This window comes from Nonomuraea sp. NPDC050022, assembly GCF_044460705.1.
Taxonomy (GTDB): Bacteria; Actinomycetota; Actinomycetes; order Streptosporangiales; family Streptosporangiaceae; genus Nonomuraea.
The window spans coordinates 70,984-96,629 of record NZ_JBITKE010000022.1 but is presented as its reverse complement, the minus strand read 5'-3'; the positions used below and the strand labels follow the sequence as shown (position 1 = coordinate 96,629).

Sequence of the window (25,646 nt, the reverse complement as noted above, 5' to 3'; positions counted from 1 at the left end):
ACCGCTCGGCGCGGAGATCCGTCAATGAGGTCATGAAGACGCTGATCCGTACGGTCGTGGCCGGGGCGGCCCTCGCGACGGCCATCTCCGCCTGCACCTCCGCGCCGGGGGGCACCACGCCCGTGAAGCAGCGCCTGCAGGTGCGCCTGGTCTCCTACAACGGGTGCGACGACATGCTCGCCGGACTGCGCGAGCACGCGGCGAGCAACGTCGGCCAGTGGGGCTTCGGCGGCCCGGTGCCCATGTACATGACCCGCCAGAAGTCCATGGAGGCGACCAACGACGCCGCCCCGGAGCACTCCACGACCAACACCCACGAGGCGGGAGTGGACGAGCCCGACCTGGTCAAGACCGACGGCAACCGGATCATCACGGTCGCGGGCGGCACGCTGCGGATCATCGACACGGCCACCAGGAAGATCACCGGGTCCGTCAAGCTCACCAAGGCCGACGAGCCCGCCTACGCCCCCGCCGACCTGCTCGTCTCGGGCGAGCGCGCGCTGGTGATGTATCGCGGGGGCGACATCATGTACAAGGGGTTCGCGCCCGTGGGCGAGACCAGATATCTGCTGGTGGACCTGTCCGGTGAGCCCAAGGTGCTCGGGACGATCAAGCCGCAGGGCACGTACGTGGACGCCAGGATGGTCGGCTCGACCGTCAGGCTCGTCACCCGCAGCCAGCCCGACATCACCTTCCCGGAGCCGAAGCAGAACGCCTCCGAGGCCGAGATGAAGAAGGCGAACGCGGACGCGGTACGCCGGGCGCCGCTCGACGCCTGGCTGCCCAAGATCCAGATCACGGACGCGGCCGGGACCGTCACCAAGAAGACGGTCGACTGCGCGCGGGTGAGCCATCCGGCCGACTACACCGGCACCTCGCTGCTGACCGTGCACACCATCGACCTGGCCCAGGGCCTCACGGAGGCGGGCACCGACCCGATCAGCCTGGCGGCCGACGGCGACACGGTCTACGGCACCGGCCAGAGTCTGTACGTGACCAGCAACCCGCGCTGGTGGTGGCCGGTGCCGATGGCGGCCGTGGAGGACACACCCCAGGCCCCCGCCACCGAACCCGACCCGACCGAGCCCAGCCCCTCAGCCAAGGTCACCCTCGGCCCCTCGACCCAAACCAGCCCCAGCCCCGAACCGACCCCGACCGCTCCGCCCGAGGAGACCGAGGTTCACCGGTTCGACATCAGCAAGCCGGGTCCGCCCTCCTACGTGGCCTCGGGCAAGGTGCCGGGACGGCTGCTGAACCAGTACTCGCTGTCGGAGTACGAGGGCAACCTGCGCGTCGCCACCACGCTCAACTCCGAGGCCCAGAAGACCAGCACCAGCAGCGTGTACGTCCTCAAGGCCGACACCCTGGACAAGGTCGGCGAAGTGGGCGGCCTGGGCGAGGGCGAGCGTATCTACTCGGTCCGGTTCATCGGCCCGGTCGGCTACTGCGTCACGTTCAAGCAGGTAGACCCGCTCTACACGCTCGACCTGCGCGACCCGGCCGCGCCCAAGGTGACCGGCGAGCTGAAGATCACCGGCTACTCCGCTTACCTCCACCCCGGCGCCGACGGCCGGTTGATCGGGATCGGGCAGGAGGCCAGCGAGAAGGGCAGGACGCTCGGCACGCAGATCTCGCTCTTCGACGTCAGCGACCCGGCGAACCCGAAGCGGCTGTCGCAGATGTTCCAGAAGAACTCGGGCTCCGAGGCGGAGTGGGACCCGCACGCGTTCCTGTACTGGCCCAAGACCGGCCTGTCGGTCATTCCGCTCAACACCTACGAGCAGAACAAGGAGGAGATCGGCGCCGTGGTCCTGAAGATCGACGACACCGCGGTGACGAAGCTCGGCATGATCAAGCATCCGGTCCAGCGGCCGAAGGACGGGGCGTACCAGCCGAGCATCCAGCGCGCGATGGTCATCGGCGACTCGATCTGGACCGTCTCCACGGACGGCGTCCAGGTCAACGACGCGAACACGCTGGCCGAGCAGGCGTACATCCCGCTCCACTAAAGGCGTCCGGCTCTGCTAGACCTCACGATCCGGGAGGGCGACCGGCACGATCTCGGGTGCGCCGAGTCTGATCGCGTCGGCCTCCTGGTCGGTGTCCTGCTCCTGGGACAGGCGTTCGGCCTCGACGCGCTTGGTGAAGTACTCGACCTCGCGCTTGACCTGGTCCCCGTCCCAGCCGAGCGGCTGGGCGAGGAGCTCGGCGGCCTCGTGGGCGCTGGCCAGGCCGCGGTGGAAGGTCTCGATCGAGATGTGCGTCCGCCTGGTCAGTACGTCGTTGAGATGCCTGGCGCCCTCGTGGGTGGCCGCGTAGACGATCTCCGCGCGCAGGTAGTCGTCGGCCCCGCCGAGTGGCCGGGCCAGCGACCTGTCGTGGTCGATCAGCTCCAGTACCTCGTCGACGAGCGAGCCGTACCGCTGGAGCAGGTGCTCGATGCGGGCCACGTGCAGGCCCGAGGTGTGCGCGAGCCGGTACCTGGCGTTCCACCGCGCCTGGTAGCCCTCGGCGCCCACGAGCGGGATGCGGTCCGTGCACGACCTCGGCACCCGCTGGTCGAGGCCGTGGGCGACGGCGTCGACGGCGTCCTTTGCCATAACCCGATAAGTCGTATATTTCCCGCCGGCGATCATCACCAGGCCGGGCACCGGATGCGCCACCACATGCTCGCGCGACAGCTTCGACGTCTCCTCCGACTCCCCCGACAGCAGCGGCCGCAGCCCCGCGTAGACGCCCTCGACGTCGTCCCGCGTCAGCGGCACGGACAGGACGGCGTTCACGTGATCGAGGAGGTAGTCGATGTCGACCCGCGACGCCACGGGATGCGCCTTGTCCAGCTTCCACTCGGTGTCGGTGGTCCCGATGATCCAGTGCCGCCCCCACGGAATCACGAAAAGTACGGATTTTTCGGTCCGAAGGATGATTCCGGTGAGCGAGTGGATCCGGTCGCGCGGCACCAGCAGGTGGACGCCCTTGGACGCCCGTACATGGATCTGTCCCCGGCCGCCCACCAGCTCCTGGATGTCGTCGCTCCACACGCCGGTCGCGTTGACCACCTGCCGGGCGCGTACGTCCAGCTCGGCGCCGCTCTCCAGGTCGCGCACCCGCACCCCGGTGACCCGCTCCCCCTCGCGCAGGAACCCCACGACCTGGGCCCGCGGCGCCACGTGCGCGCCGTAGGTGGCCGCCGTACGCAGCATCGTCATCACGTAGCGCGCGTCATCGACCTGCGCGTCCCAGTACTGCACCGCGCCGGTGAACGCGGTCCGCTTCAACGCGGGCGCCAGCCGCAACGCCCTGCTCCTGGACAGGTGCCGATGCCCCGGCACCCCGCGAGCCAGCCCCGTGGCGAACCCCAGGGTGTCGTAGAGAGCCACCCCCGCCCCCACGTACGGGCGCTCCCACCCGAGGTGGGTCATCGGGAAAAGGAACGGCACCGGCCGGACCAGATGCGGCGCGATCCGCTGCAACAGCAGCGCCCGCTCCTGCAGCGCCTCTCTGACCAGCTCGAAATTGAGCTGCTCCAGGTAGCGCAGGCCGCCGTGGATCAGCTTGGAGGATCGCGACGACGTACCGGAAGCGAAGTCGCGCGCCTCCACCAGGCCGACGTCGAGCCCTCGGGTGACGGCGTCGAGCGCGATCCCCGCGCCGACGACTCCCCCGCCGACCACGACCACGTCGAGTTCCTGTGCCCCCATCCAATCCAGCGCCGAGGTCCGCTCTCCAGGCCCAAGCCGGGCGATTCCCCTTCCCGCCATGCCCCTCCTCTTACCCGCCGCAGGCACTTCTGCGACAAACTCCACTCTTTTCTTGTACGGCACGCATGGGTTTACTCGCTACCCGCCGACCATGGCTGGGGTCCTCAAGAGAAGGCTCTTGTACGGCAAGCATGGGTTACCCGCCACCCGCCGACCATGCCTGGGGGCCTCCAGGAGACGGCCTCTGACCGGATGGTGGCCGAGCGCCGTTACGGCCCGCGGAAATGTTGGGGAACACGCTGAGGCGGAGGCATGGCCCAGCACGCTGAGGCGGAGACGTGGGGAACACGCTGAGGCGAAGGCGGGAACGCGGGGGCGTCAGGCGCGGATGACCTTTACCCCCGCCTCGGTCAGTTCGCCGGCGAGGGAGTCGGAGAGCTGGGCGTCGGTGACGAGCGTGTCGATCTGGTTGATGGGACAGATGCGGGAGAACGCCCTCTTACCGACCTTGGAGGAGTCCGCCACCACCACGACCTGCGCGGCGCGGCTGATGAGCAGGTGGTTGACGCTGGCCTCCCCCTCGTGGTGGGCCGAGGCGCCCAGCTCCACGTCGAGCGCGTCCACGCCGAGGAAGGCCACGTCGAGCGTCACCTGTTCGAGCACGCCCGAGGCCAGCGGGCCGATGAGCTCGTAGGACTGCGGCCTGGCCACGCCGCCCGTGACCACGATCTTGACGTGCTGGCGGACCGTGAGCTCCGAGGCGATGTTCAGGGCGTTGGTGACGATGGTGAAGCCCGATTCGAGCGCTGGGTAGGTGGCCAGCGTGCGGGCCAGCTCGGAGGTCGTGGTGCCGCCGTTGAGCCCGATCACGGCGCCCGGCGAGACCAGCTCGGCGGCCGCCGCGGCGATGAGGTGCTTCTCGTCGGCGTGCCGGGCGGTCTTGTAGCGCAGCGGCAGGTCGTAGCTGACGCTCTGCGCGACGGCCCCGCCCCGCGTGCGCATGAGCATCTGCTGCTGCGCGAGCTGGTCGAAGTCGCGGCGGATCGTGGCGGTGGAGACGTCGAGCTCTTGGGCGGCCTCCTCGACGGAGAGCCGTCCTTCCTGCGCGAGCAGCTCGAGAATCGCGTTCCAACGATCGTAGCGGGACACGATGCCTCCCCTTTGAGATCCGTCGGGGCCAAGCGTGGCACAACCTGGGAGGTCAAGCCACCGGTGCAAATTTCTGCTCCTTTATGCTATAAAAACAGCAGAAACAATCAATCACGGGGAGGCAAGTGGTGACCACCCACACCGAGGCCGAGATCGACTCCCAGCCCGAGTGCTGGCGTCGCGCCGTCGCGGACGTACCCGTCGACGCGCTGCCCCGCCCCGGTGAGCGGGTCGCCGTCGTCGGCTGTGGGACGTCGTGGTTCATCGCGATGGCCTACGCCACCTTGCGCGAGCGCGCGGGACTGGGCGAGACCGACGCGTTCGCCGCCTCGGAGGCCCCCACCGGCCGCTCGTACGACCGCGTGCTGGCTCTGACGCGCTCCGGCACCACGACCGAGGTGCTCGAACTCCTGCGCATGACCGACGCCAGGACCACGGCCATCACCGCCGACCCGAACACGCCGGTCATGACGGCCGCGGACGACGTCATCGTGCTCGACTACGCCGATGAGCGGTCGGTCGTGCAGACCCGGTTCGCCACCACGCAGCTGGCCATGCTCCGCGCCAGCCTGGGCGAGGACCTCACCCAGGCGATCGCCGACGCCGAGCAGGCCGTGGCGGCCCCGTTGCCCGCCGAGCTCACCGACGCGGAGCAGTTCAGCTTCCTCGGCATCGGCTGGTCGGTCGGCCTGGCCCAGGAGGCCGCGCTGAAGATGCGCGAGGCGTCACGGTCGTGGACCGAGGCGTACCCGGCGATGGAATACCGCCACGGCCCCATCAGCATCGCCGGCCCCGGCCGCGTCACCTGGATGCTCGGCACCGCCCCCGAGGGCCTGCGCGAGCAGGTCGAGGAGACCGGCGGCACGTTCTTCCAGACCGGCCTCGACCCGATGGCCGAGCTGATCAGGGCGCAGCGGGTCGCGGTCGCCAGGGCGTTCGCCAGAGGTCTCGACCCGGACGAGCCCCTGCACCTCACCCGATCTGTGATCCTTTCTTCATGAGCCTTACTCTTGCCGACGCCCGCATCGTGACTCCCGAGGGAGTCCACGACGGATGGTTGACCATCGAAGACGGCCGCATCACGCACGTCGGGCACGGAGCCGCCCCTCGCGCGGGCCACAGCCTGGGCGGACGGCACGTGGTGCCCGGCTTCGTCGACCTGCACAACCACGGCGGAGCGGGCGGCTCGTTCCCGACCGGCGAGCAGGACCGAGCGCGTGACGCCGTGGCGCTGCACGAACGCCACGGCACCACCACGATGGTGGCCAGCCTGGTGACCGGCGCGCTCGACGACCTGGGCCGCGCCACATCGTCCTTGGCCGAGCTGTGCGACGAGGGCCTGCTGGCCGGCATCCACTTCGAAGGCCCGTACATCTCACGGGCCCGCTGCGGCGCCCACAACCCCGGGCTGCTGCGCGAGCCGTCGCCGCGGGAGTTCGGCGAGCTGCTGAAGGCCGGACGCGGGCACGTACGCATGCTGACCATCGCCCCCGAGCTGCCCGGCGCCCTTGAGACGATCCGCATGGCCGCCGCCGAAGGCGTGCTCGCCGCGCTCGGCCACAGCGACGCCACCTATGAGCAGACGCTGGCCGGCATCGAGGCGGGCGCGACCGTGGCCACGCACCTCTACAACGCGCTGCCGCCGCTCGGCCACCGCGCCCCCGGCCCCATCGCCGCGCTGCTGGAGGACGAGCGGGTCACGATCGAGCTGATCAACGACGGCGTGCACGTGCACCCGGCCATGCTGCGGCTGGCCTACGAGGTGGCCGGGCCCGCCAGGACCGCGCTGATCACCGACGCGATGGCCGCCGCCGGCATGGGCGACGGTACGTACGTGCTGGGCTCCATGGACGTGATCGTCACCGACGGCGTCGCCAGGCTGGCCGAGGGCGGCTCGATCGCGGGCAGCACGCTCACCATGGACGTGGCCTTCCGCCGCACCGTCCAGGAGGTGGGCCTGACGCTGTCCGAGGCGGTCCAGCTCACCTCACTGACACCGGCCCGCGTGCTGGGCGTCGCCGACCGCGCCGGCTCAATCGCCGTGGGCAAGGCGGCCGACCTGGTGGTCCTGTCCGAAGAGCTGGAGGTAGCGGGCGTGATGAAGCGCGGAGCCTGGGTCGTGGAGCCCTGATGATCCTCACCGTGACGCTCAACGCCGCCCTCGACGTCACCTACCAGGTGCCCCGCGTCGACTGGGACGGGGTCAACCGCGTCGCCGCCGTACACCGGCGGGCGGGCGGCAAGGGCGTCAACGTGGCCCGCGTCCTGGCCGCGCTCGGCCAGGACGTGCTGGTCACCGGCCTCGCGGGCGGCCCGACCGGCCAGGCCATCGAGGCCGACCTCCAGGAGGCCGGACTGCCGCACGCCTTCGTGGGGATCGCGGCCGACTCGCGCACGACGCTGGTGGTCGCGGATTCCGGCCAGGCCGTGGCGGGCGAGCGGGGTTCCGGAGGCCAGACCGCGCTGTTCAACGAGCCGGGGCCGGAGGTCACGGCGGCCGAGTTCGGGCGGATGGTCGGCCGTTTCACCGACCTGTTGGCCACGGCGGAGGCGGTCGTCATCTCGGGCAGCCTGCCCAGGGGCGTGCCGCTCGACGCGTACGCGACACTGGCGGCCGTCGCCGCCGAGCACGGCGTGCCCGCCATCGTGGACGCCGACGGCGAGCCGCTGCGGCACGCGCCCGGCGGCCGGCCCTCGATCGTCAAGCCGAACGCCGAGGAGCTCGCGCGGGCCGTGCCGGAAGGCGGTCCCGAGGAGGGCGCGCAGGCGCTGCGCGGTCGCGGGGCCGAGTCGGTGGTCGTGTCGATGGGCGCCGACGGTCTGCTGGCCGTCACGCCTGAGGGGATCTTCCGGGCGCGCATGCCGTACAAAGTGGAAGGTAATCCGACCGGCGCCGGTGACTCGCTGGTCGCCGGGCTGGCGCTGGGGCTCGTGGAGCGGTCCTCGTGGCCCGAGCGGCTCATCCGGGCGGCGGCGCTGGGCGCGGCGGCGGTCGCGGCGCCCGTGGCGGGCGACTTCGACCGCGACGTCTACGCCGACATCCACCCCCGCATCGTCATCGTCTAAGGAGCTGTCATGCCCCTCGCCCGAATCGGCGACATCGTCCGCGAATCACCCGCGGGAGTGGGCGCGTTCAACGTGATCCAGTTGGAGCACGCCACCGCCATCGTCGCGGGCGCCGAGGCCCTGGGCCTGCCGGTCGTCCTGCAGATCAGCGAGAACTGCGTCCGCTACCACGGCGCCCTGGAACCCATCGCGCTCGCCTGCCTCGCGGTCTCCAAGGGGGCCGCGGTGCCGGTGGCGGTGCATCTCGACCACGCCACCGATCGCGCCCTGGTCGAGGAGGCGGTGGAGCTGGGTGTCGGCTCGGTGATGTTCGACGCGTCGGCACTGCCCGACGAGGAGAACGTGATCGCCACCGCCGACGTGGCCGCCTGGTGCCACGAGCGCGGCGTGTGGGTGGAGGCCGAGCTGGGCGAGGTGGGCGGCAAGGACGGCGTGCACGCGCCGGGCGCGCGGACCAAGCCGCACGAGGCGGTGGACTACGTGGCGCGCACCGGCGTTGACGCGCTGGCCGTCGCCGTGGGCACCTCGCACGCGATGACCACCAAGGACGCCGTGCTCGACCTGGACCTCATCGCCGAGCTCCGCGCCGCCGTGGCGGTCCCGCTGGTGCTGCACGGCTCGTCGGGGGTGCCCGACGACACCCTGCGCGCGGCCGTACGGCACGGCATGAAGAAGATCAACATCGCCACGCACCTGAACAAGGCGTTCACCGGTGCCGTGCGCGACTACCTGGCCGGCGACGAGAAGGTGGTCGACTCGCGCAAGTACCTGCGAGCGGGCCGCGACGCCGTGGCCCGCGAGGTGACCCACCTCCTCGGCGTCCTCACAAGCTGAGAAGAAGGCTCTATCCACGCTCGGCCGGGACCACCGTGCGGATGAAGAAGTCGGTGACCGCCTTCTCGTAGCGGGCAGGGTCGGAGTTCCAGGACTCGACGTGCTCCGCGCCGGGGAACTCCGCGTACTCCACGGGCCAGTGCGTCTTCTTGGCCGCCGGGACGAAAGCGCGGTCCATCGCCAGCGGGGCCTGCGTGTCCGCCGTACCGGCGAAGAGCAGCGTCGGCGGCTTCGTGGCCGGTGGGTGGGTTATCAGATCCAGCTGATCGAGGTCGACGCCGGTGCGCCAATAGGTGATCTGGTTACTCAGCCAGATCGCCGGGGCGGGCACTCCGTACTGCCCCCCTGCGAACGCGGCCACCATCGGCATACTGAGCAGCGGTGAGTCCAGCAGCGTCGCGGTGACGACACCGGCCAGCGGCGAGCGGACCAGGAACTGGCCGACGATCATGCCGCCCATCGACTCGCCGTACAACACCACCCGCTTCGCCCCCATGCTCTGCGCGTAGCGGACCGCCGACTCCACGTCCCGATACTCCGATTCGCCGGAGTGGATCAGACCGTCAGCGGAAGGCGGTGCCCCTTCGTCGTTGCGATAGGTGATCGCGAGCACCGGCAGGCCGAGCCGGTGGAATATCGGGATGGCCACCAAGGCGTTGCGCCGCCCGTTCAGACCGTGTACCGCGATCACCCACGTCGACCCGGACGCCGGTACGTACCAGGCCGGGGCCGGGCCGAGCTCGGTGCGCACCGAGACCTCCGAGTAGTCCAGCCCGAGGGAGCTCTTCGGGTCGCTGATCATCACCCCGGTCACGTCCACCGTCGTCCCGACCGAGGGAGCCGGGCCACTCAGGATGGGCCGCTCCACGGAGCCCGCCGAATCGGCGACGACATCGCCGATCTTCGCTTCGACGCCGTCCCACACCATCCGGTACGTCCCGCGCCTTCGCGTGTACGCGTTGGGCGAGCCGATGACCACGTTCTCGCCGGAGCCGACCCGCTTCACTTCGAGCACGACGTTGGAGTGGTCGGGGTGCGTGGAGAAGGGATGGTCCGGCTTGATGCCGAAGTCGCTCCCCCACCAGGCGCTCCCGAAGGTGCCGCCGATCATGGCCACCAGCAGCACGGACACCGTCACGATGATGATCCGCCGCCGACGCCGCCTGGGCTTCCCGCCCTCGGGCCCGTTTTCCTGGATGACCTCTGCCATGTTTACAGCGTACACGTACAACGTTTACGGCGTATACATGATTGACACCACTCCAGCCGTAGTACTACGGTGAAGCCACTTCATCTGCAGTACTAACAATGGAGTGCTTATCTTGCGAAGCCTCACCTACTACGTCGCGACGTCCATCGACGGCTACATCGCCGGCCCCCGCGGCGAGTTCGACTTCTATCCGGCGTCCGACGACCTGGCCGCCTACGCCAACGAGGAGTTCTCCGAGACCGTCCCCACCCACATCCGGAAGCAGATCGGCTTCGACGCCCCCAACAAGCGCTTCGACACCGTCCTCATGGGCCGGGGCACCTACGGGCCTGTCCTCGACGCCGGCGTGACCAGCCCCTATGCCCACCTGCGGCAATACGTCTTCTCCACCACGATCCCGGAGATCGCCGACCCGGCGGTGGAGCTCGTCTCCGGCGACCCTCTCGCGCTGGTCCGCCGCCTGAAGGAGGAGGACGACGGGCTCGGCATCTGGCTCTGCGGCGGCGGCAAGCTGGCCGGCACGCTGCTGCCGGAGATCGACGAGCTGGTCGTCAAGGCCTACCCGGTGGTCGCGGGGTCGGGCATCCCCGCCTTCGACGGCGAGTTCCGCCCGACCCTGTTCAACCTGACCGCGACGCGCACGTTCGGCAACGGCACGGTCCTCATGAGGTACGCGCGCTAGGAGTTCAGCGCGCTCATCAGCTCCTCGCGGTACTCCTCCATGCCCATGGGGTTCCCGTAGTCCCGGGAATGGACGATCAAGCCCTCCCGCACCCGGACGACCATGATGTACGTCGAGACGACAGGCCGCCCCGAGGCGACGAGAGAGCCGTGGAGTTCGAACTCCACGATGACCACCTCGGGGTCCGCGGTCTCGTGGATCAGCACGTTGTCCGTCCGCTCCCAGCGCAGCACGCCTTTGGCGGCCTCGAACCTGGCCCGCAGCTCCTCACGTCCCTGCGTGCGCCGAGGGATGCCGGCCGGGGCGAACGGTATTTCGATCACGACGTCGGGGGCGTACAGGTCGGCCAGCCCGCCGTCGACGGACGCCCGCAGGAAGCGATCGACGACCTCTCGGGGGGTCGGGTATGTCGGTACGGTCATGCGAACTCCTCGTTCTGCATAGAATCGGAACGGTCAACCCGCTTAGACGCTACGGAACGCGCGTTCCGGTTGTCAATCCGGGCACCAAACCGGCGCATGGGAGACCACATGACGATCGCCGCTCGCGCGGACGCCCGGCACAACCGCGCCCGCGTGCTGGCGGCCGCCCAGGAGGCGTTCGCGGCGGAGGGCCTGTCAGTGCCGCTCGACGTGATCGCCAGACGCGCGGGTGTCGGCGCGGGCACGGTCTACCGGCATTTCCCCAGCAAGGAGGCCCTGTTCGAGGCGGTGGTCCACGACCGGATCGAACGCCTGGCCGACGAGCTCACCGCTCTGCTGGCCACCGGCGAAGCGGAGACCGGGGAGGCGTTCTTCACCGCCTTCGCCTCGACCGTCGAGCAGGCCGGACTCAACAAGGCGCTCTGCGAATCCTTCGCCTCCGGCCACAAGGCGGAGATGGCGCTGGAGGCCCGGCGCCGCTACGGCACCGCCCTCACCGCCCTGCTCGACCGGGCCCGCCAGGCGGGAGCCGTACGGCCGGACGCGCAGTTGACGGACGTCATGGCCCTCATGGCGGGATGCATCACGATGGAGACACACAGCACCACCCCCGGCAGGGCCACCGCACTCGTCCTGGACGGCCTCCGCACCGGACGCTCCCCACTGCCCACCGTAACGAAACCTGTGACGAAACAGGAAGCTCGTAACGAAACCCCTGCGGAGCACGCCGCCCGCTGTGAGGAGTGCGGCACCGTCATCCAGACGTCCCGCACCGGCCGCCCACCCCGCTTCTGCGGCGGCGCCTGCAGGCAGAAGGCCCACCGCCGCCGGACCACCGGCTGACCGGTGACCTACCAGGCCAGAGCCTCGCCATCACGGAAGAATCCCCCGGTAGGCCCGCCATCCGGCAGATCCACCGCCCACAGCACGCTCCGCGCCCCCTCGGCGACCGGCCGCCCGCCGGGCCCGCCCATGTCGGTGGCCACCCACCCAGGGCAGACGGAGTTCACCAGGATCCCATCCTCGCGCAGCTCGGCGGCCAGCATCCTGGTCAGCGCGTTGAGCGCGGTCTTCGACACGGTGTAGGCCGGGGTGCCGCCGCCCATGACGGCCAGCGACCCGGCCTCGCTGGAGACGTTCACCACCCGCCCGTGATCGCCGGCCCGCAGCAACGGCAGCAGCGCCAACGTGACCCGCCAGGTCCCCAGCAGGTTCGTCTCCAGTGCCTCCCGCACGACGTCGAGATCGGCGTTCTCGGCTCGCTGCCAGGTGTCGTAGTGGATGGCGGCGTTGTTGACCAGGACATCTACCTTGTCGTACGGCAACTCCTCGACGAACCGGCGCACCGAGGCCGGATCACCGACATCCAGTTGCCGCGGCTCCACGGTCCCGTGCAGCCCACTCGCCGCCTTCTCCGCCTTCCCCAGATCCCTGGCGGTCAGGATGACGGTGTCCCCGGCCAGCGCGAGCTGGCGAGAGACCTCCAATCCGATGCCCCGGTTGGCCCCGGTGACCAGGCAGACGCGATTCATTCGTACGAGCCTATCCACGGAACCCACTTCCTGAGCCTGACCTTGACCAGGCACAAGGGCGGGGTGCGCAGACCGCCCCCGTAATTGGACGCGGAACAAACCGTGATCCCCATGCTGTGATGACTCGCGTTTGTCACAGACACGGGGGTTTCACTCATGCAGAAGAAAGTCCGCTTACGCCTGACCATCCTCAGCACCGCCTGTGCGCTGCTGCCCTTTCTGGGCGCGGGGGCAGCCACGGCGCAGACCGCCACCGACGACCCGGCCGTGACCACGCGGGCCATCGACGACCCGGGCGGCAAGACGCCGGACAGGGACGCGACAGGGCCGCGGGGGGCGGCGCCGGGCGGGTTCGCCGACTGGAAGGCGCTGTTCTCGGAGCAGACTCGGCTGAACGGGGTGGCCGACCGCATCATCGAGTCGGCCGAGAACGCCGAGGGCTACGCGGGGATCGTCGTCGCACCGGAGAACCACGAGGTACGCCTGTACTGGCGGGGCACGGTGCCGCCGGCCGTACAGACCACGATCGACCAGGGACGGCAGACGGCTCCAGTGGCCGTACTGCCGGCCGCATACACCAACGCGCAGCTCCTTCAGGAGGCCGAGAAGTGGGCCGAGGCCGGCCAGGCGAGCGGCGCGGCGCCGCAGCCGGACGGCAGCGGCATCCGGCTCTCGGTCACCGGGGAGGACGCCGACCCGCAGCAGTTGCAGCGGCCCAGCGGCACGAGCGCGCCGATCACGCTGGAGACAGGAGAGGAGTTCAGCCCGGCCTACAGCAGGCAGGACGACGTGCCGAGCTACTACGCGGGCGGCCGGACCTGGAACCAGCAGTCGGGGGCGGGCTGCAGCTCCGGCTTCGCGGTCGTCGACAAGTACGGCACCCCGGGGTTCCTCACCGCCGCTCACTGCGGCAATGTCTGGGACCAGTTCTACGACGGCGGAGGCATCAGCCCGGCGAACCACATGGGTCAGCTGTCCTGGCGCGTCGCCAAGCGAGACGCCGCGATCGTGCTCGCCGACGCGACCGCCAACGTCTTCGACGGCAGCAGCACCGCCTCCACCAGCAACAAGGTGGTGGCGCTGTGGAAGGCGTACGTGGGCAACTTCGTCTGCAACTCCGGGGCCACCCTGGGCGAGAACTGCCTGATCAAGGTGACCGAGACCGGCTGGAGCGGCACCTACACCAACGGTCAGTACGTCAAGCACATGGTCCGCGCCAAAAGCGTCGTCGGCGGCTGCGCCGTCGCGCACGGTGACAGCGGGGGCCCGATCTACTCCTACACCAACTGGTTCGACGAGGTCGCCGCACAGGGCATCACCTCGGCCGTCAGCAAGAAGGTGTACTGCGGCGCCGCGGACGGCGGATCCGTGATCATATTCTCCCGCGTCTGGGACGTGGACCTGGAATTCGGCGCCCTGCTACAGGTCTGGTAGCCGCCGGATCTCCCAGGAACGCCCGCCCATCCCGGCCGTGTGCCGGGGTGGGCGGCTCATTGTCCGGGGCTGAGGCGGCGTGCGCGCCGGGCGGCGTCGGCGGGTATGTCTGATAGCCATGGGACAAAGAACGTTTTATCCGCCTATTGAGCCGTACGAGACCGGGATGCTCGATGTGGGCGACGGGAACGAGATCTATTGGGAGGTCAGCGGCAACCCCGACGGCAAACCTGTCGTCTTCCTCCATGGCGGTCCCGGTGGCGGGTCGTTACCGCCGCAGCGGCGGTTCTTCGATCCCGAGGCGTACCGCATCGTCCTGTTCGACCAGCGCAACTGCGGGCGCAGCCGACCGCACGCGGCCGACCCCGGGGTGTCGCTGGAGACCAACACGACCTGGCACCTCGTGGCGGACATTGAGCGGCTCAGGCAGCACCTCGGCATCGAGCGCTGGCAGGTGTTCGGCGGCTCGTGGGGGTCGACGTTGGCGCTGGCCTACGCGCGGCGGCATCCGGAGCGGGTGAGCGAGCTGGTGCTGCGCGGCGTCTATCTGGCGAGCAAGGCCGATGACGCGTGGGCGTTCACCGGCACCGGGTCGGCCCGGCTGTTCCCGCGGGAGTGGGCGGCCTTCCGCGGCTTCATCCCGGAGGCGGAGCGGGACGACCTGGTCGCCGCCTACCATCGCCGGTTGTCCGACCCGGACCCGGAGGTGCACGTACCGGCCGCACGGGCCTGGGCGGCCTGGGAATTGTCGGCGAACACCCTGCTCCCCGCCCCACCGCCACCACTGGACGACCAGGTGCTGGTGGGCTTCTCCCGCATCGAGGCGCACTACTTCAGCCAGGGGTGTTTCCTGCGGGAGGGCGAGCTGCTCGACGTGGCCGCGATCCGGCACATCCCGTGCGTGATCGTGAACGGCCGCTACGACATGAAGACGCCGCCGGACGCGGCGTTGGACCTGCATCTGGCCTGGCCGGAGGCGGAGCTGCGAATCGTCGAGGACGCCGGCCACGCGGGCGCCGAGCCCGGCACGCTGCACGAACTCATCGCGGCCACGGACGGCTACCGCGACCACCACCCCGCCTCCATCGCTTAGCCGCCCGCTGTGGGGCGGATCGCGTGACGGCTGACGGGCGGGAGTCCGGCAGGTGGCGCCGCCTGCCGGACTCCCGCCCGGGGGGTCAGCTACCGGCCGGCGGGTATGCCCCGGGGTTCGTCCTGGGGTCGGGCATCTTGCTCCAGGACGGGTCGACGACGACCTTGCAGGGCTTGACCGGACCGGTGACGAGGTAGCCGCTGAATTGCCACATGGCTCTGGGCTTCTCCGGGCCCGAGGTCTGGTCCTCGTTCTCGGTGAACTCCATGACGGCTGTCTGCCCCGGTTTGATGTGCTGCGGGCGGATCCGCACCTCGCCGCGCCCCATCCTGAACGCCTTGCCGTTCGGCGAGTTCTCGATCGCCTCCCTGATCCTCTTCCGAACCTCGGGATCCTTGCTGTTGATCTCCTCCTTGGAGAACGAGGGGCCGGCGTCCGTGTGGCCGCGGTCAGGGGCACACCAGGTGCCGGGCTTGACGTAGGAGACGTCGGCGGTCACGCCGACTGCCGCCAGGTCCTTCTCCACCTGATCGGGGTCCCTGAACTGGTTGATCTTCAGGGTGATCGAGCCGTCGGTGTTCTTGGTGACCGCGTAGGCCGGGTTCTCCGACCCGGTCAGGAACGGCACCGCGACGGCCGCCGCGGCCGCCATCGCGGCCACCGCCGCCCCGGCGAGCAGGCGCCGCCTGACAGCCACACGTCTGGCCGTGTTCCGGGCGGCGATTTCGGTTTTGAGCTCCATCAGCAGCTGCTCCTTGAATCTCATCGCATTCCTTCCATGACGAAGGGAGCCATCTCCGGCACGTTCCTGAGCGCGTGGCGGGCGCGGTGCAGCCTGGCCCTGGCGGCCCCCTGCCGGATGCCCAGAGCGGTGGCCGCCTCGCCGATCGTGAGCTGGTCGATGACGACCAGTTCGAGCATCGCGCGATCACCGTCCGGTAATCCGGCCATGGCCTGGAAGGCCCGCCTGGCCACGCTTTCCGCGTCGATCCGCTCTTCCAGCTCGGCGAGGTCGTCGGAGTCGAGCAGCCTTGTCCCGCCTAGGCGATAGGCCAGCCTCGTCTCCTTGAACGCCCGCCGCCGCTCGGCCGACAGAGTGTTGCGAGCCACGCCGTACAACCACGCGATCTCGCTACCGAGCCCGGGCCGGTAGGTGTGGGCGGAGTCGAGCACCGCGACGAAAACCTCGGCCACCAGATCGGCGACCGTGTGCGGATCATCGACCCGGCGAGCCAGGAACCGCGCGATCGCGTCGACGTGGCGCCGGTAGAAGGCTTCGAAAGCCTCCGGGTCTGTGGCGATGTCCGAACGTTTGCGACGCACCGGCCATGCTCCCTTCGTCGATTACCCCCCTTCTTGGTCAGCTGCCGACAAAGCGTTATGAGAGTGAACAGACGATGCCGATGTTCGCGGCCCGCATCGGTCTCGCGGGCCGGGAACATCGGCATCATGGGCCCGCGTCAACGCGGCGGGCTATTGCGGATGATCAGCTCTTGGTGATGATCAGCTCTTGGTGCGTCGGGCGAGCCAGGTGACCTGGTACCGGTCGATCGCCGCGCCCAGTTGGGCCAGCTTCTCGGTGAAGGCGACCGGGTAGACGCCGGGCTCGGTCGCCGGCCGGTTGGCGTCCACGTACTGGGTGCCGAGGTTGGTGAAGGCCACGACGACGTAGTGGCGGCCGGCCTTGCCCGGCAGGGACCGTACGATGCCCGCGTCAGCTCCCGAGTTGCCGACCCAGCCGGTCTTGTGCGCGAACGTCACCTGCGCCTGCTTGTTGCAGGGCCGGACGTCCTTGCCGAACTTGTTGCCCTCGACCGTCACCGTGCCGTCGGCGGCCACCCACCGCGAAGCCACCCGCTGCGGGATGCCCGCGGCCGGGTACGCGCTGCCGCACCGGTTGGTGGTGGAGAGCATGTCGTTGAAGCCCTGCTCGCCGAGCAGCTTCTTGAAGACCTGGCGGGAGGTGGGGCTCAGCACCGCGCCGGTGACCGGTGAACCGTTGGGGGCGGTCCACGCCGTGCCCTGTACGCCATCGACCAGCGCGAGCAGCTTGGCCGTGTCCAACGAGTTCATCGTGACCGGGTTGGACCAGCGGCCGCCGTTGGCCGGGTTGGTGTTCTTCAGCTGCATGGTCTCCAGGCCCAGGTCCTGGAAGGTCTGGTTGAGCTCGTCCACCGCGCCCTTGTCGTGCAGCAGCTTCACCAGCGCACAGGACGCGGCGTTGGAGGAGGAGGTGATCGAGGCGTCCATGTAGGCGCTGATGGTGTTGCTCGACGGCCCACCGCACAGCGAGCTGACCGTGGTCGGCTGGTAGTCGTAGGTGTCGTCAAGCTTGATCACGCCCTTGTCCACCAGGCGCAGCACCCCGAAGTTGACCATCAGCTTCAGGACGGAGGCCGGGTAGGGGAGCATGAAGTCGATGGGCGCGTTCTCCCGGCCCGGCACGATGTCGATGGTGCCTTTGCCCTGGTTGGCGTACCATCCGGCGTCGTCCCACTGCCGCCAGCGCACCTGATCGGTGTGGAAGTTCTTGTCCACCGGCACGACGATCCCGTTCGGATACTGCGGGCTCATCAGGACCGTGCCGGATGAGAGCAGCTGCCCTCGCCGGTCCAGTTCCAGTACGGTCACGTCGAGTTGCGGCTGCTGGACGATGGGTTTGGGGTCGGCCGCATTGGCGAACAGCCGGGCGTAGTCGGCGGCCGTCTTCGCGTCCTTGTCGACGCCGTTGGCAAGCGTCCGAGCCTGCGGGGATGCCGGCGGCGCCAGGTCGAGCACCTGCTCGAAGCGAAGGTCGTTCATGGTGTCCCGCAGGAAGGCGGCGATGCCGCCGCCATCGGTGGTGGCCTGGGCCGGCGGCGCCACGGCGGCTAACAGCAGCGAGGCAGTGGACAGCGCGGCCACGGCACGACTCGTTCTGGTTCGGAAAATAGACACGATCTGTAATTCTCCTTGGCAGACGTTCCCGGCTTTGGGAGTTCAGGTTTGTCGGCTGGTGACGCGGACTTCGAACGCGGACTTCGAACGCGGCGAGGAACGGGCTCGCTCGTCCATGGAAAGAGCACTCAGAGGGGCAACTGTCACACGGCCAGCCCTCGGCGAGGGTGATCGCGCCGCATGGCCGGGGTTATCCCCGTGAGCTCACCCGTCCGAGCCCGCTCATAGGTGACGACCTCAGAGCTCTTCGCGGCTCATCACTCGCCGCTCGATGGCGTCTGCGCCCCGTCATGACATCCCCCGATGCAGGTTCGTGACCTTAACACAGTCTGGATCTTGGTTTCGGATTTTCGACGCCTTCGACTTCACCCGCCGCTCGATCGCGGGCGGCCTTCCGGGAATCTGGCGCGTCCACCAGGCCACTAGCTGAGCTCATGCATACCTCTCATATCTGGATCCTCATCAGTATTGCCACGAAGCAGCCTTCGAGTTCACGCCGTAGCAGAGGACGAGGTGGAGGGTGCAGGCGCAGTCGATTGCCTCGCTGGGGGCTAACCTGCTCCGTCCGATACATCCCGGCTGCGGGGCTGTGGCAAGTACGCGACGGCCGGACCATCACCGCGCACGCCGTCGCGCGCTCATGAGCCCCCAGACGAGCGTGAGTGCCCGCTCGACACGGCAATGGAGGCGCCTGACTCTTCCACGTTTCGGCGAAGGCGGCGGGCCGGCGACGCTCGCTGTCTTGGTCGGTCAGCGCCAGCTGGCAGGCCCTGCGCACGATCGCTTGGGTCGCTGCCCCGGGTCCCGGGACTACCGGCCGCTGAGGCGGCGATGGCGCTGACGATCAGAACAAGCAGGCCATGAACTTCGGGGACACCGCCGGCATCGGTCAACGACGCTCTCATAAGGCGAGCCGACTGACCGGAACATTTGTACAAGCCGCTGGCGCGCACCAGCGACGACAGTAGGCCCGTGACTATTTCCCTGGGGCTCGATGACCCCGCTGTTTCAACGACGCCGACCTGCGGTTTCCGCGCCGGCAGGCTGATGTGAGCAACCCGGCACGGCGCCGGCGGCGCCTCTTGATCATCTCGGCCGTCCTCTTCGTCGTCGTCGGACTGCTTCTCGCGAACGCGGAGGTGGTGACGCGGCAGAGCGCCGAGGCCAGTGGGGATCCAACCCTGCCCCTCAACGGCGGGAACATCTACGTGCGCCAGGACGGCCCCGCTGATGCCCCAGCACTCGTACTGATCCACGGGCTCGCCGCGTCGACCCGCTCGTGGGACGCGCTCGTTCCGCTGCTGACCAAGTCCCATCGCGTCATCCGGATCGACCTGCTCGGGCACGGCCGGTCGGCCAAGCCGGCCGGTGGTGGCTACGGGATGCCGGAGCAGGGACTCCGGGTCGGTGAGGCAATGGACCGGCTCGGGATCAAGCACGCCACAGTGGTCGGCCATTCCACCGGTGGCGCGGTCGCCACCGCTCTCGCCGAGCAACGCCCCGACCTGGTGACCTCGCTCGTTCTCATCGACACCGCGCCCCGTTTGGCCGCCGCCGTCTCAGCCGGCGGCGTCGGCGGGCTCTTGTACACCCCCGTCATCGGCCAACTGCTGTGGCGGCTTCGGACCGACAGCCTGATCCGCAACGCCGCGAGCACCGCGTTCAGCCGCCCCGGCTTCAAGGTCCCGCAGGCGGTCGTGGACGACGCGCGCGGCATGACCTACCACGCCCTCATCGCGACAACGCAGACCGGCGACGACTATGTGAATCAGCGCGCGCTCCCCGATCGGCTGATTCCCCTCGGCAAGCCACTGCTGGTGATCTTCGGCGAGGAAGATCAGCGATGGCGATCCTCCTCCGCCGCCGAATACAGCGCCGTTCCGGGCGCGAAAGTCGAGTTGCTGGCCGGTGTTGGGCACTCGCCCATCATGGAGGATCCGCCGCGGACCGCCGCGCTTCTTCTGGCCTTCACCGCGAGCCGCACCACCCAGGCGCACTGAACGAGATGATGCGCCCATGGCGGGCCCCGGTGCGGGTGGATCTGGCCGATGTGCTCGGCCGTACGTGTATGCCCAACAAACTTCGCCGAGACTAAGGAGATCGCGATGCCCCACACCAGTTCAGGCATTTACTGGGAGGAACACGGCCAGGGCCCTCTGACCCTTGTCATGCTGCCAGGATTCGGTGCCTCGGCTGATCTCATGACCGGAATCGCGCGACACCTGAGCGGGTTCCGCGTCTTGATCTTCGACCTGCCCGGACATGGTCAGTCCGTACGCGCGCCGGCGGACGGGAGACTGTCCACGCTGGCCGCGACCCTGCACGACGCGATCAACGACGTGGGCGTCGACGCCTACTGCCTGGTCGGCTATTCCCTTGGCAGTGCGATCGCGGTGCGTATCGCGCTCGACTACCCGGATGGTGTGCGTGCGCTGGTTGGTGTTGTTCCGTGGAACGCCGCGGGGACGACTGCCGGGGACGAGGTGATCGCCGGCTTCGATGCCGCCTACGGCAACGTCGAGGCCCTCACGCAAGGAGTGGCCGCAATCTCGGTGGATCCCTCGAAGACCTCGAGTCTGACGAGCAGCATGCTGACCGTCACCGAACAGATGTGGCACGGCTGGCTGGCCGGCGGTGCGCTGACAAGCCAGGCCGACGAGCTGTCTGAGATACGCATACCGACCTGCTACATACTCGGCGGAAAGGACGTCGTCGTAGATCAAGCCAAGCAGCTCGACGACGTGCGACGCATCCCCGGAAGCCGTGCGGTCCTGCTGAGCGAGCTTGGACACCTGTGTGGTCTCGAGATGCCCGACGTCGTCGCGAACGAGATCTCGAACTTCCTGGAGACGGAAATCTCGAACCGCTGCCAGCCACCGGTCGAGAAGGGGATCAGTGTGGTGTAGCCGGGCGCCGAGCCGCACTGAATCCTCAGGTCTTCTTATCGATGATCATGCCGGTGAGTGTGGTTGGTGTTGGAGTACGTGGAGTACGTGAACTTCTCGCCCGGCTCGCCGGTGCGCGACCGGCCGAGCGTCATCTGCACCGGAGGGTGTGGCGGGAGGCCGATCGGCGCGGGCGTATCCCCCGGTGTCAGGTCATCGAGCGGCGAGTACGTGCGCCCACGGCTCATCGATGTCGGCCAGACCCAGGACGGCGACCACGTTGTCGAGCATTCCGGCGCCGAACCAGCGCCGGACGGCGTCGTCATCGCCCAGCAGCCGCCGAACAGTGTCAACCTGCTTGGCGTAGCACCGACGCACGGCCTCCCCTACCAGCGGCTCGCCGGCGGCACAGTTCGCGTGCATGAGGAAACGTAGGATGGTCCGGTCCGCGATGAGCGCGGCGTAGGCACCGCGTGCCGCATCCAACGCCGCCTCGGACGCCGGCCCGGCCCCACCCGACGCCGCCTCAGACGCCGGCCCGGCCCCACCCGACGCCGCCTCAGACGCCGGCCCGGCCCCACCCGACGCCGCCTCAGATGTCAGCCCAGCCCCACCCGACGCCGGCGAGTGCGCGACCAAGGTTTCGGTCATCACGACGGACACGTGATCGACCACCGCCGCGAACAGCGCTTCCTTGTTCGGGTACAGGCGATAGAGATACGGCTGAGAGATGCCGACCCGCTCAGCCAACTCATGCGTCGTCGTACCGTAGAAACCCTTCTGCGCGAAGCAAGCCATCGCGGCGGCCACGATGGCTCGACGTCGTTCGTCGCTCTTCGTGCTGGTACCGGCGGCGGGCATGGACCCTCAACCTCCGAACGTCACGCTGAGCTCAGCGTCGGACGGCACATCGTGGGGCGTGAGTGCCTCGATCGCCACCAGCGGGTTCCAGTAGTCCAGGTAGTGGGTGATGCGCGCGTCGTCATCGGTCCGGACGACGGAGACGCACCTCTGCTCGTACGGCTTGCCGGTCGGCAGTGCGATGCCCGTCGAGCGGAATTCGGCGATCACGAGGCTCGGATCGACTGTCGGGTGGAACACCAGGTCGACGAACTCTACGTCGAAGGTCTCGGGAAAGTTGCTCATGTGCGCCAGCAGTGCGTCTCGCCCCGTCACCCGTTGAGGCACGCCGACCGGCGCGAACGGGAACTCGAGCACCCCCTCCGGGGCGAACAACGCCACCCATTCGTTGGTGAGTCCTGCGGCGGTAAGGCGCAGGTGCTCGGCCACGGTGTGCTGGGCAGCGGCGCGGCGGCTGGCGTGGTCTTGCTCGGCTGTCATGTCGACTCCTAGGTTAGTAATCGACCAATAACATACCAGCCGCCGCGGCCAGGTCGAGTGCTGACAGAAACCCGCGACCGGAGATTGCTAGGCGTCGCGGCGCAGCGTGAACCAGAAGGTCGGCACCGAGTTGGTGCCCGGTGTGACGTCAAGCAGTTCCCAGCCGTGGAACCTGGCGCGGAGCTCGTCGGCTGTGACGCCCGCCGCCCACGACGCGACCTCGGGGGTCGGATTGCCGAGCGGCTCGGGGCCGTACCCGAACATCAGCAACCGTGCTCCAGGAGCGGCGCGTTGGGTGAGCCCGGCGGCGTAGGCGTCGCGGCGGTGCAGCGGGACCCCGCAGTAGCAGCTCAGGTCGAAGAACAGGTCGAAGGGGCCCGGCACGTCCAGCTCGTCGAGGCGGGTGGCGTCTCCGTGCAGCAGCCGTACCGCCACTCCCGCTTCCGCGGCTTTCTCCCTGGCCTGGTCGACGGCGCGGTCGATGAGGTCGACGGCCGCCACCTCCCAGCCGTGCCGTGCGAGGTAGGTGGCGTTGGTCCCCGTGCCGCAGCCGAGTTCGAGGGCGCGGCCGGGCGGCAGCGCGCCGTGCCCCTCTACCAGGGCGACCAGCTCGGGCGGCGTCACGCCGGTGTCCCACGGTGGCTTGCCGGTGCGGTAGTAGCGCTCCAGTGCGCGGAGGACGGACTCCTCCTCCGGGTCTCTCTGCGCTGAGGCCAGGTCCGGTTCCGGCTGCTGGATGGTGTTGGGCTGGTCCATCGTCTTCCCCTAAATATAGAGTTGAACTCTAGTGACAAACTCTAGAGATATACTCGCAATATGGACCATGTCAAGCGGCCGGACAAGCGAGCCGAGCGCTCACGCCGCACCCGGGAAAAGGTCGTCGAGGCGGCTCGCGAGCTGTTCGTCGCGCAGGGTTACGGGGCGACGAGCCTGCAGGAGGTCGCGGACCAGGCGGGCGTGGCCGTCCAGACGGTCTATTTCGTCTTCCGCAACAAGCGCACGCTGTTCAAGGACGTCGTCGACACATCCATCGCCGGGGATACCGAGCCGGTCGCCACCATGGATCGTGAGTGGTTTCGCGCCGCGTGCGCCGAGCCCACCGCAGCCGGGCAACTGCGCGCGCACGTCCACGGCACCCGCGAGATCCTGGGCCGGGTCGCCCCGATCATGCCGCTGATCGCGGCTGCCGCGGCCACCGATCCTGAGATCGCCGCACAGTGGCCGGACGGTCCCGACCCGCGTTACACCGTGCAGTACGCAGCGGCCGAAGCCCTGGCCCGCAAGCCTGACACCCGTCCCGGCCTCTCCGTCGAGATGGCGGCGGACCTCCTGTTCGGTCTGCTCAGCCCGCAGCTCTACCTGATCTTCGTCCGCGACCGCGACTGGTCACCGGACAAGTGGGAAGAGTGGGCCCGCACCAGCTTGACCTCCCAACTCTGCGCCGACCCCGGCTGAGCGGACGGACGTCACGATGGTCCTCCAGCCGCGATGCCGGTGGCCAACCACCTGGCCGGCCTCCCGCGGGCCGGGTCGGACAACCTCGCCGACACCCATACCGGGCCTACGCCGACCAGATCACCCCGGCCACCCAAGCCCCAAGGCGGTAGGCCGACCACGACAAACAACCTCCGGCCCCGTCCCGGCGAGGCCCTACCCAGGGTCTTCTTCGGCTGGCGGGGCACAGCGCCACTGGCCTTGTCCAGAGGCCATGAGCCACCGATGGACTCCCCTTGGTGGCTCATGGCCCAGGGTGTGCATGCTCGCTATCCCTGACCCGAGGATTTCTGCGCACTTGGAGTTTCTCGGCGCTGGGGGTCAAAGGCCAACGGCGGCCACCTGTTCAGGAAGCAAGACAGCACACCGAGTGCCGTACCACCAGGCGGCTACCGACTCACCGCCCGATCAATACACGATCGACTCTCTAGCGAGTCCGGACCGCCACATAGGTGAGGATGAGGGCGTCGGGCTGCCGGGAGGTGAGGTCGGTTCCATACCGCGTCACCACAGCGATCATCGAGGGCGGCACCGGCCATCCGATCACGGGCAGCTTAGGGGGCCATCGGTGTGCCGTGGGCGAAGCGCGCGGCGGAGCCGCGCCCCAGCAGGGCGTCCGAGCGGAGCGAGGTCCTTCAGGGGTCGGGCCCTGGGCCCGACTGGGAGCAACGTCTGCCCCCGAAGCGCGAAACGCCCACCCGCGAAGCCCTTTGGGCCGGAAGCGGGTGGGCGCTCAAATGGTCAGCGCTGGGTGGGCGCGACGACTACCTCGACGCGCTGGAACTCCTTGATGTCCGAGTAGCCCGTCGAAGCCATCGTCCGCTTCAACGCCCCCATCAGGTTCATGGACCCGTCGGCCACGCTGGACGGCCCGTGCAGGATCTGCTCCAGGCTGCCCACCGTGCCGAACGCCACCCGCCGGCCCCGAGGCAGGTCCGGGTGGTGGGCCTCCGAGCCCCAGTGGAAGCCATGGCCGGGGGCCTCCGTCGCGCGGGCGAGCGGGGAGCCGACCATGACCGCGTCGGCGCCGCAGGCGATGGCCTTGGCGATGTCGCCCGAGGTGCCCATGCCGCCGTCGGCGATCACGTGGACGTAGCGGCCGCCTGATTCGTCCATGTAGTCGCGGCGGGCGGCGGCGACGTCGGAGATCGCGGTGGCCATCGGTACGGCCACACCCAGCACGTTGCGGGTGGTGTGGGAGGCGCCGCCGCCGAAGCCGACCAGGACGCCCGCCGCGCCGGTGCGCATGAGGTGCAGGGCGGCCGTGTAGGTGGCGCAGCCGCCCACGATGACCGGCACGTCGAGCTCGTAGATGAACTGCTTGAGGTTCAGCGGCTCGGCCCGGCCCGAGACATGCTCGGCCGAGACCGTGGTGCCGCGGATGACGAAGATGTCCACGCCCGCGTCGATGACGGCCTTGTGATACTGCACCGTACGCTGCGGAGACAGGCGGACCGCCGTGGTCACGCCGGACTCCCGGATCTCCGCGATCCGGCGGCCGATCAGCTCTTCCTTGATCGGCGCCGTGTAGATCTCCTGCAGCCGCTTGGTCGCGGCCTCGGCGTCGAGCGAGGCGCACTCCTCCAGCAGCGGCGACGGGTCGTCGTAGCGGGTCCAGAGCCCTTCGAGGTCGAGGGGCGCCAGGCCGCCGAGGCGGCCGATCTCGATCGCGGTGGCGGGCGAGACCACGCTGTCCATGGGGGCGACGACCACGGGTAGTTCGAACCGGTAAGCGTCAATCTGCCAGGCGATCGAGACCTCCTCCGGGTCACGAGTGCGCCGGGAGGGTACGAGGCCGATCTCGTCGAGCGCGTAGGCCCGGCGACCGGTCTTGCCCCGGCCGATCTCCACCTGCTGAGTCATGTC

The 25,646-nt window shown here is 69.2% G+C and carries 24 protein-coding genes; 12 read left to right on the top strand and 12 right to left on the bottom strand.

The genetic code is table 11. The features are described 5' to 3' along the window. Positions 1-32 precede the first annotated feature (32 nt). Complete coding sequence (locus ACIBO2_RS56245) at positions 33-2,009, top strand: beta-propeller domain-containing protein (RefSeq protein ID WP_397305120.1); 1,977 nt, start codon at positions 33-35, stop codon at positions 2,007-2,009. 15 nt (positions 2,010-2,024) lie between these two features. Here the strand turns inward: ACIBO2_RS56245 and ACIBO2_RS56240 are convergent, their stop codons facing one another. Together ACIBO2_RS56240 and ACIBO2_RS56235 are read right to left on the bottom strand one after the other, a co-directional pair. Continuing rightward, on the bottom strand, positions 2,025-3,761 hold the full coding sequence (locus ACIBO2_RS56240; RefSeq protein WP_358552966.1) for a glycerol-3-phosphate dehydrogenase/oxidase: 1,737 nt from the start codon (positions 3,759-3,761) through the stop codon (positions 2,025-2,027). Between the two features lie 318 nt (positions 3,762-4,079). Next, positions 4,080-4,850, bottom strand: coding sequence for a DeoR/GlpR family DNA-binding transcription regulator (locus ACIBO2_RS56235; protein ID WP_358552968.1), 771 nt, complete (start codon positions 4,848-4,850; stop codon positions 4,080-4,082). Positions 4,851-4,978: 128 nt separating this feature from the next. On the opposite strand from ACIBO2_RS56235, the gene ACIBO2_RS56230 reads away from it, so the two are divergent. Genes ACIBO2_RS56230 through ACIBO2_RS56215 form a run of 4 tightly spaced genes read left to right on the top strand, consistent with a single transcriptional unit; the run spans position 4,979 to position 8,750 of the window. Then, positions 4,979-5,851, top strand: coding sequence for a sugar isomerase (locus ACIBO2_RS56230; RefSeq protein ID WP_358552970.1), 873 nt, complete (start codon positions 4,979-4,981; stop codon positions 5,849-5,851). Next, positions 5,848-6,981 (top strand): N-acetylglucosamine-6-phosphate deacetylase, encoded by a 1,134-nt coding sequence (gene nagA, locus ACIBO2_RS56225; protein WP_397305119.1) that lies wholly within the window; start codon positions 5,848-5,850, stop codon positions 6,979-6,981. The genes ACIBO2_RS56230 and nagA overlap by 4 nt, the downstream gene beginning before the upstream one ends. Beyond that, entirely contained in the window at positions 6,981-7,916 is a 936-nt protein-coding gene (locus ACIBO2_RS56220; RefSeq protein ID WP_358552974.1) for a 1-phosphofructokinase family hexose kinase, read from the top strand. Before nagA ends, ACIBO2_RS56220 begins: the two co-directional genes overlap by 1 nt. 9 nt (positions 7,917-7,925) lie before the next feature. Then, positions 7,926-8,750 carry a class II fructose-bisphosphate aldolase gene (locus tag ACIBO2_RS56215; RefSeq protein ID WP_358552976.1) on the top strand — a complete coding sequence of 275 codons (825 nt, stop codon included), beginning with the start codon at positions 7,926-7,928 and terminating at the stop codon, positions 8,748-8,750. A 10-nt stretch (positions 8,751-8,760) separates the two neighbouring features. Here the strand turns inward: ACIBO2_RS56215 and ACIBO2_RS56210 are convergent, their stop codons facing one another. Next, complete coding sequence (locus ACIBO2_RS56210; RefSeq protein ID WP_397305118.1) at positions 8,761-9,960, bottom strand: alpha/beta hydrolase family protein; 1,200 nt, start codon at positions 9,958-9,960, stop codon at positions 8,761-8,763. A 112-nt stretch (positions 9,961-10,072) separates the two neighbouring features. On the opposite strand from ACIBO2_RS56210, the gene ACIBO2_RS56205 reads away from it, so the two are divergent. Then, complete coding sequence (locus ACIBO2_RS56205; protein ID WP_397305117.1) at positions 10,073-10,642, top strand: dihydrofolate reductase family protein; 570 nt, start codon at positions 10,073-10,075, stop codon at positions 10,640-10,642. On the opposite strand, the gene ACIBO2_RS56200 is transcribed toward ACIBO2_RS56205, so the two are convergent. Beyond that, the gene (locus ACIBO2_RS56200) at positions 10,639-11,064 is read right to left on the bottom strand and encodes a nuclear transport factor 2 family protein (protein ID WP_358552982.1); all 426 of its coding nucleotides are present in this window, start codon (positions 11,062-11,064) and stop codon (positions 10,639-10,641) included. The genes ACIBO2_RS56205 and ACIBO2_RS56200 overlap by 4 nt on opposite strands. 108 nt (positions 11,065-11,172) lie before the next feature. Here ACIBO2_RS56200 and ACIBO2_RS56195 point away from each other — a divergent pair, with 108 nt between their 5' ends. Beyond that, entirely contained in the window at positions 11,173-11,907 is a 735-nt protein-coding gene (locus tag ACIBO2_RS56195) for a TetR/AcrR family transcriptional regulator (RefSeq protein ID WP_397305116.1), read from the top strand. A gap of 8 nt (positions 11,908-11,915) precedes the next feature. On the opposite strand, the gene ACIBO2_RS56190 is transcribed toward ACIBO2_RS56195, so the two are convergent. Then, positions 11,916-12,596 (bottom strand): SDR family oxidoreductase, encoded by a 681-nt coding sequence (locus ACIBO2_RS56190; protein ID WP_358552986.1) that lies wholly within the window; start codon positions 12,594-12,596, stop codon positions 11,916-11,918. A 156-nt stretch (positions 12,597-12,752) separates the two neighbouring features. Here ACIBO2_RS56190 and ACIBO2_RS56185 point away from each other — a divergent pair, with 156 nt between their 5' ends. Beyond that, positions 12,753-14,030 (top strand): S1 family peptidase, encoded by a 1,278-nt coding sequence (locus tag ACIBO2_RS56185; RefSeq protein WP_397305115.1) that lies wholly within the window; start codon positions 12,753-12,755, stop codon positions 14,028-14,030. A 118-nt stretch (positions 14,031-14,148) separates the two neighbouring features. Then, the gene (gene pip, locus ACIBO2_RS56180; RefSeq protein ID WP_358552990.1) at positions 14,149-15,123 is read left to right on the top strand and encodes a prolyl aminopeptidase; all 975 of its coding nucleotides are present in this window, start codon (positions 14,149-14,151) and stop codon (positions 15,121-15,123) included. Between the two features lie 85 nt (positions 15,124-15,208). On the opposite strand, the gene ACIBO2_RS56175 is transcribed toward pip, so the two are convergent. From ACIBO2_RS56175 to ACIBO2_RS56165, 3 genes are all read right to left on the bottom strand, one after another. Next, on the bottom strand, positions 15,209-15,889 hold the full coding sequence (locus ACIBO2_RS56175; protein WP_358552992.1) for a hypothetical protein: 681 nt from the start codon (positions 15,887-15,889) through the stop codon (positions 15,209-15,211). Then, positions 15,886-16,446 carry a sigma-70 family RNA polymerase sigma factor gene (locus ACIBO2_RS56170; RefSeq protein WP_358552994.1) on the bottom strand — a complete coding sequence of 187 codons (561 nt, stop codon included), beginning with the start codon at positions 16,444-16,446 and terminating at the stop codon, positions 15,886-15,888. Before ACIBO2_RS56170 ends, ACIBO2_RS56175 begins: the two co-directional genes overlap by 4 nt. 180 nt (positions 16,447-16,626) lie before the next feature. After that, a complete protein-coding gene (locus ACIBO2_RS56165; RefSeq protein ID WP_358552996.1) occupies positions 16,627-18,060 on the bottom strand; it encodes a serine hydrolase in 1,434 nt (477 codons plus the stop codon). 1,049 nt (positions 18,061-19,109) lie between these two features. Between ACIBO2_RS56165 and ACIBO2_RS56160 the strand changes: the two genes are divergently transcribed. Then, positions 19,110-20,060: an alpha/beta fold hydrolase gene (locus tag ACIBO2_RS56160; protein ID WP_358552998.1), complete on the top strand. Its 951-nt coding sequence runs from the start codon at positions 19,110-19,112 to the stop codon at positions 20,058-20,060. A 105-nt stretch (positions 20,061-20,165) separates the two neighbouring features. Beyond that, positions 20,166-20,966, top strand: a complete 801-nt coding sequence (locus ACIBO2_RS56155) for an alpha/beta fold hydrolase (protein ID WP_397305114.1) — start codon at positions 20,166-20,168, stop codon at positions 20,964-20,966. Positions 20,967-21,158: 192 nt separating this feature from the next. Here the strand turns inward: ACIBO2_RS56155 and ACIBO2_RS56150 are convergent, their stop codons facing one another. From ACIBO2_RS56150 to ACIBO2_RS56140, 3 genes are all read right to left on the bottom strand, one after another. Further along, complete coding sequence (locus ACIBO2_RS56150) at positions 21,159-21,806, bottom strand: TetR/AcrR family transcriptional regulator (protein WP_358553002.1); 648 nt, start codon at positions 21,804-21,806, stop codon at positions 21,159-21,161. A 6-nt stretch (positions 21,807-21,812) separates the two neighbouring features. Then, positions 21,813-22,286 carry a nuclear transport factor 2 family protein gene (locus tag ACIBO2_RS56145; protein ID WP_358553004.1) on the bottom strand — a complete coding sequence of 158 codons (474 nt, stop codon included), beginning with the start codon at positions 22,284-22,286 and terminating at the stop codon, positions 21,813-21,815. 87 nt (positions 22,287-22,373) lie between these two features. Beyond that, on the bottom strand, positions 22,374-23,042 hold the full coding sequence (locus ACIBO2_RS56140) for a class I SAM-dependent methyltransferase (RefSeq protein ID WP_358553006.1): 669 nt from the start codon (positions 23,040-23,042) through the stop codon (positions 22,374-22,376). A gap of 60 nt (positions 23,043-23,102) precedes the next feature. Between ACIBO2_RS56140 and ACIBO2_RS56135 the strand changes: the two genes are divergently transcribed. After that, positions 23,103-23,741, top strand: coding sequence for a helix-turn-helix domain-containing protein (locus ACIBO2_RS56135; RefSeq protein WP_358553008.1), 639 nt, complete (start codon positions 23,103-23,105; stop codon positions 23,739-23,741). A 780-nt stretch (positions 23,742-24,521) separates the two neighbouring features. Here ACIBO2_RS56135 and ACIBO2_RS56130 read toward each other — a convergent pair. Further along, the gene (locus ACIBO2_RS56130) at positions 24,522-25,643 is read right to left on the bottom strand and encodes a GuaB3 family IMP dehydrogenase-related protein (RefSeq protein ID WP_358553009.1); all 1,122 of its coding nucleotides are present in this window, start codon (positions 25,641-25,643) and stop codon (positions 24,522-24,524) included. Positions 25,644-25,646 lie beyond the last annotated feature (3 nt).

What these genes read in the sequence shown, in the direction of transcription:
- ACIBO2_RS56245 (WP_397305120.1), top strand. Translation starts at nt 33, where the DNA reads ATGAAGACGCTGATCCGTACGGTCGTGGCCGGGGCGGCCCTCGCGACG.
- ACIBO2_RS56240 (WP_358552966.1), bottom strand. Translation starts at nt 3,761, where the DNA reads ATGGCGGGAAGGGGAATCGCCCGGCTTGGGCCTGGAGAGCGGACCTCG.
- nagA (WP_397305119.1), top strand. Translation starts at nt 5,848, where the DNA reads ATGAGCCTTACTCTTGCCGACGCCCGCATCGTGACTCCCGAGGGAGTC.
- ACIBO2_RS56220 (WP_358552974.1), top strand. Translation starts at nt 6,981, where the DNA reads ATGATCCTCACCGTGACGCTCAACGCCGCCCTCGACGTCACCTACCAG.
- ACIBO2_RS56215 (WP_358552976.1), top strand. Translation starts at nt 7,926, where the DNA reads ATGCCCCTCGCCCGAATCGGCGACATCGTCCGCGAATCACCCGCGGGA.
- ACIBO2_RS56210 (WP_397305118.1), bottom strand. Translation starts at nt 9,960, where the DNA reads ATGGCAGAGGTCATCCAGGAAAACGGGCCCGAGGGCGGGAAGCCCAGG.
- ACIBO2_RS56200 (WP_358552982.1), bottom strand. Translation starts at nt 11,064, where the DNA reads ATGACCGTACCGACATACCCGACCCCCCGAGAGGTCGTCGATCGCTTC.
- ACIBO2_RS56195 (WP_397305116.1), top strand. Translation starts at nt 11,173, where the DNA reads ATGACGATCGCCGCTCGCGCGGACGCCCGGCACAACCGCGCCCGCGTG.
- ACIBO2_RS56190 (WP_358552986.1), bottom strand. Translation starts at nt 12,596, where the DNA reads ATGAATCGCGTCTGCCTGGTCACCGGGGCCAACCGGGGCATCGGATTG.
- ACIBO2_RS56185 (WP_397305115.1), top strand. Translation starts at nt 12,753, where the DNA reads ATGCAGAAGAAAGTCCGCTTACGCCTGACCATCCTCAGCACCGCCTGT.
- pip (WP_358552990.1), top strand. Translation starts at nt 14,149, where the DNA reads ATGGGACAAAGAACGTTTTATCCGCCTATTGAGCCGTACGAGACCGGG.
- ACIBO2_RS56175 (WP_358552992.1), bottom strand. Translation starts at nt 15,889, where the DNA reads ATGAGATTCAAGGAGCAGCTGCTGATGGAGCTCAAAACCGAAATCGCC.
- ACIBO2_RS56155 (WP_397305114.1), top strand. Translation starts at nt 20,166, where the DNA reads ATGCCCCACACCAGTTCAGGCATTTACTGGGAGGAACACGGCCAGGGC.
- ACIBO2_RS56150 (WP_358553002.1), bottom strand. Translation starts at nt 21,806, where the DNA reads ATGCCCGCCGCCGGTACCAGCACGAAGAGCGACGAACGACGTCGAGCC.
- ACIBO2_RS56145 (WP_358553004.1), bottom strand. Translation starts at nt 22,286, where the DNA reads ATGACAGCCGAGCAAGACCACGCCAGCCGCCGCGCCGCTGCCCAGCAC.
- ACIBO2_RS56140 (WP_358553006.1), bottom strand. Translation starts at nt 23,042, where the DNA reads ATGGACCAGCCCAACACCATCCAGCAGCCGGAACCGGACCTGGCCTCA.
- ACIBO2_RS56135 (WP_358553008.1), top strand. Translation starts at nt 23,103, where the DNA reads ATGGACCATGTCAAGCGGCCGGACAAGCGAGCCGAGCGCTCACGCCGC.
- ACIBO2_RS56130 (WP_358553009.1), bottom strand. Translation starts at nt 25,643, where the DNA reads ATGACTCAGCAGGTGGAGATCGGCCGGGGCAAGACCGGTCGCCGGGCC.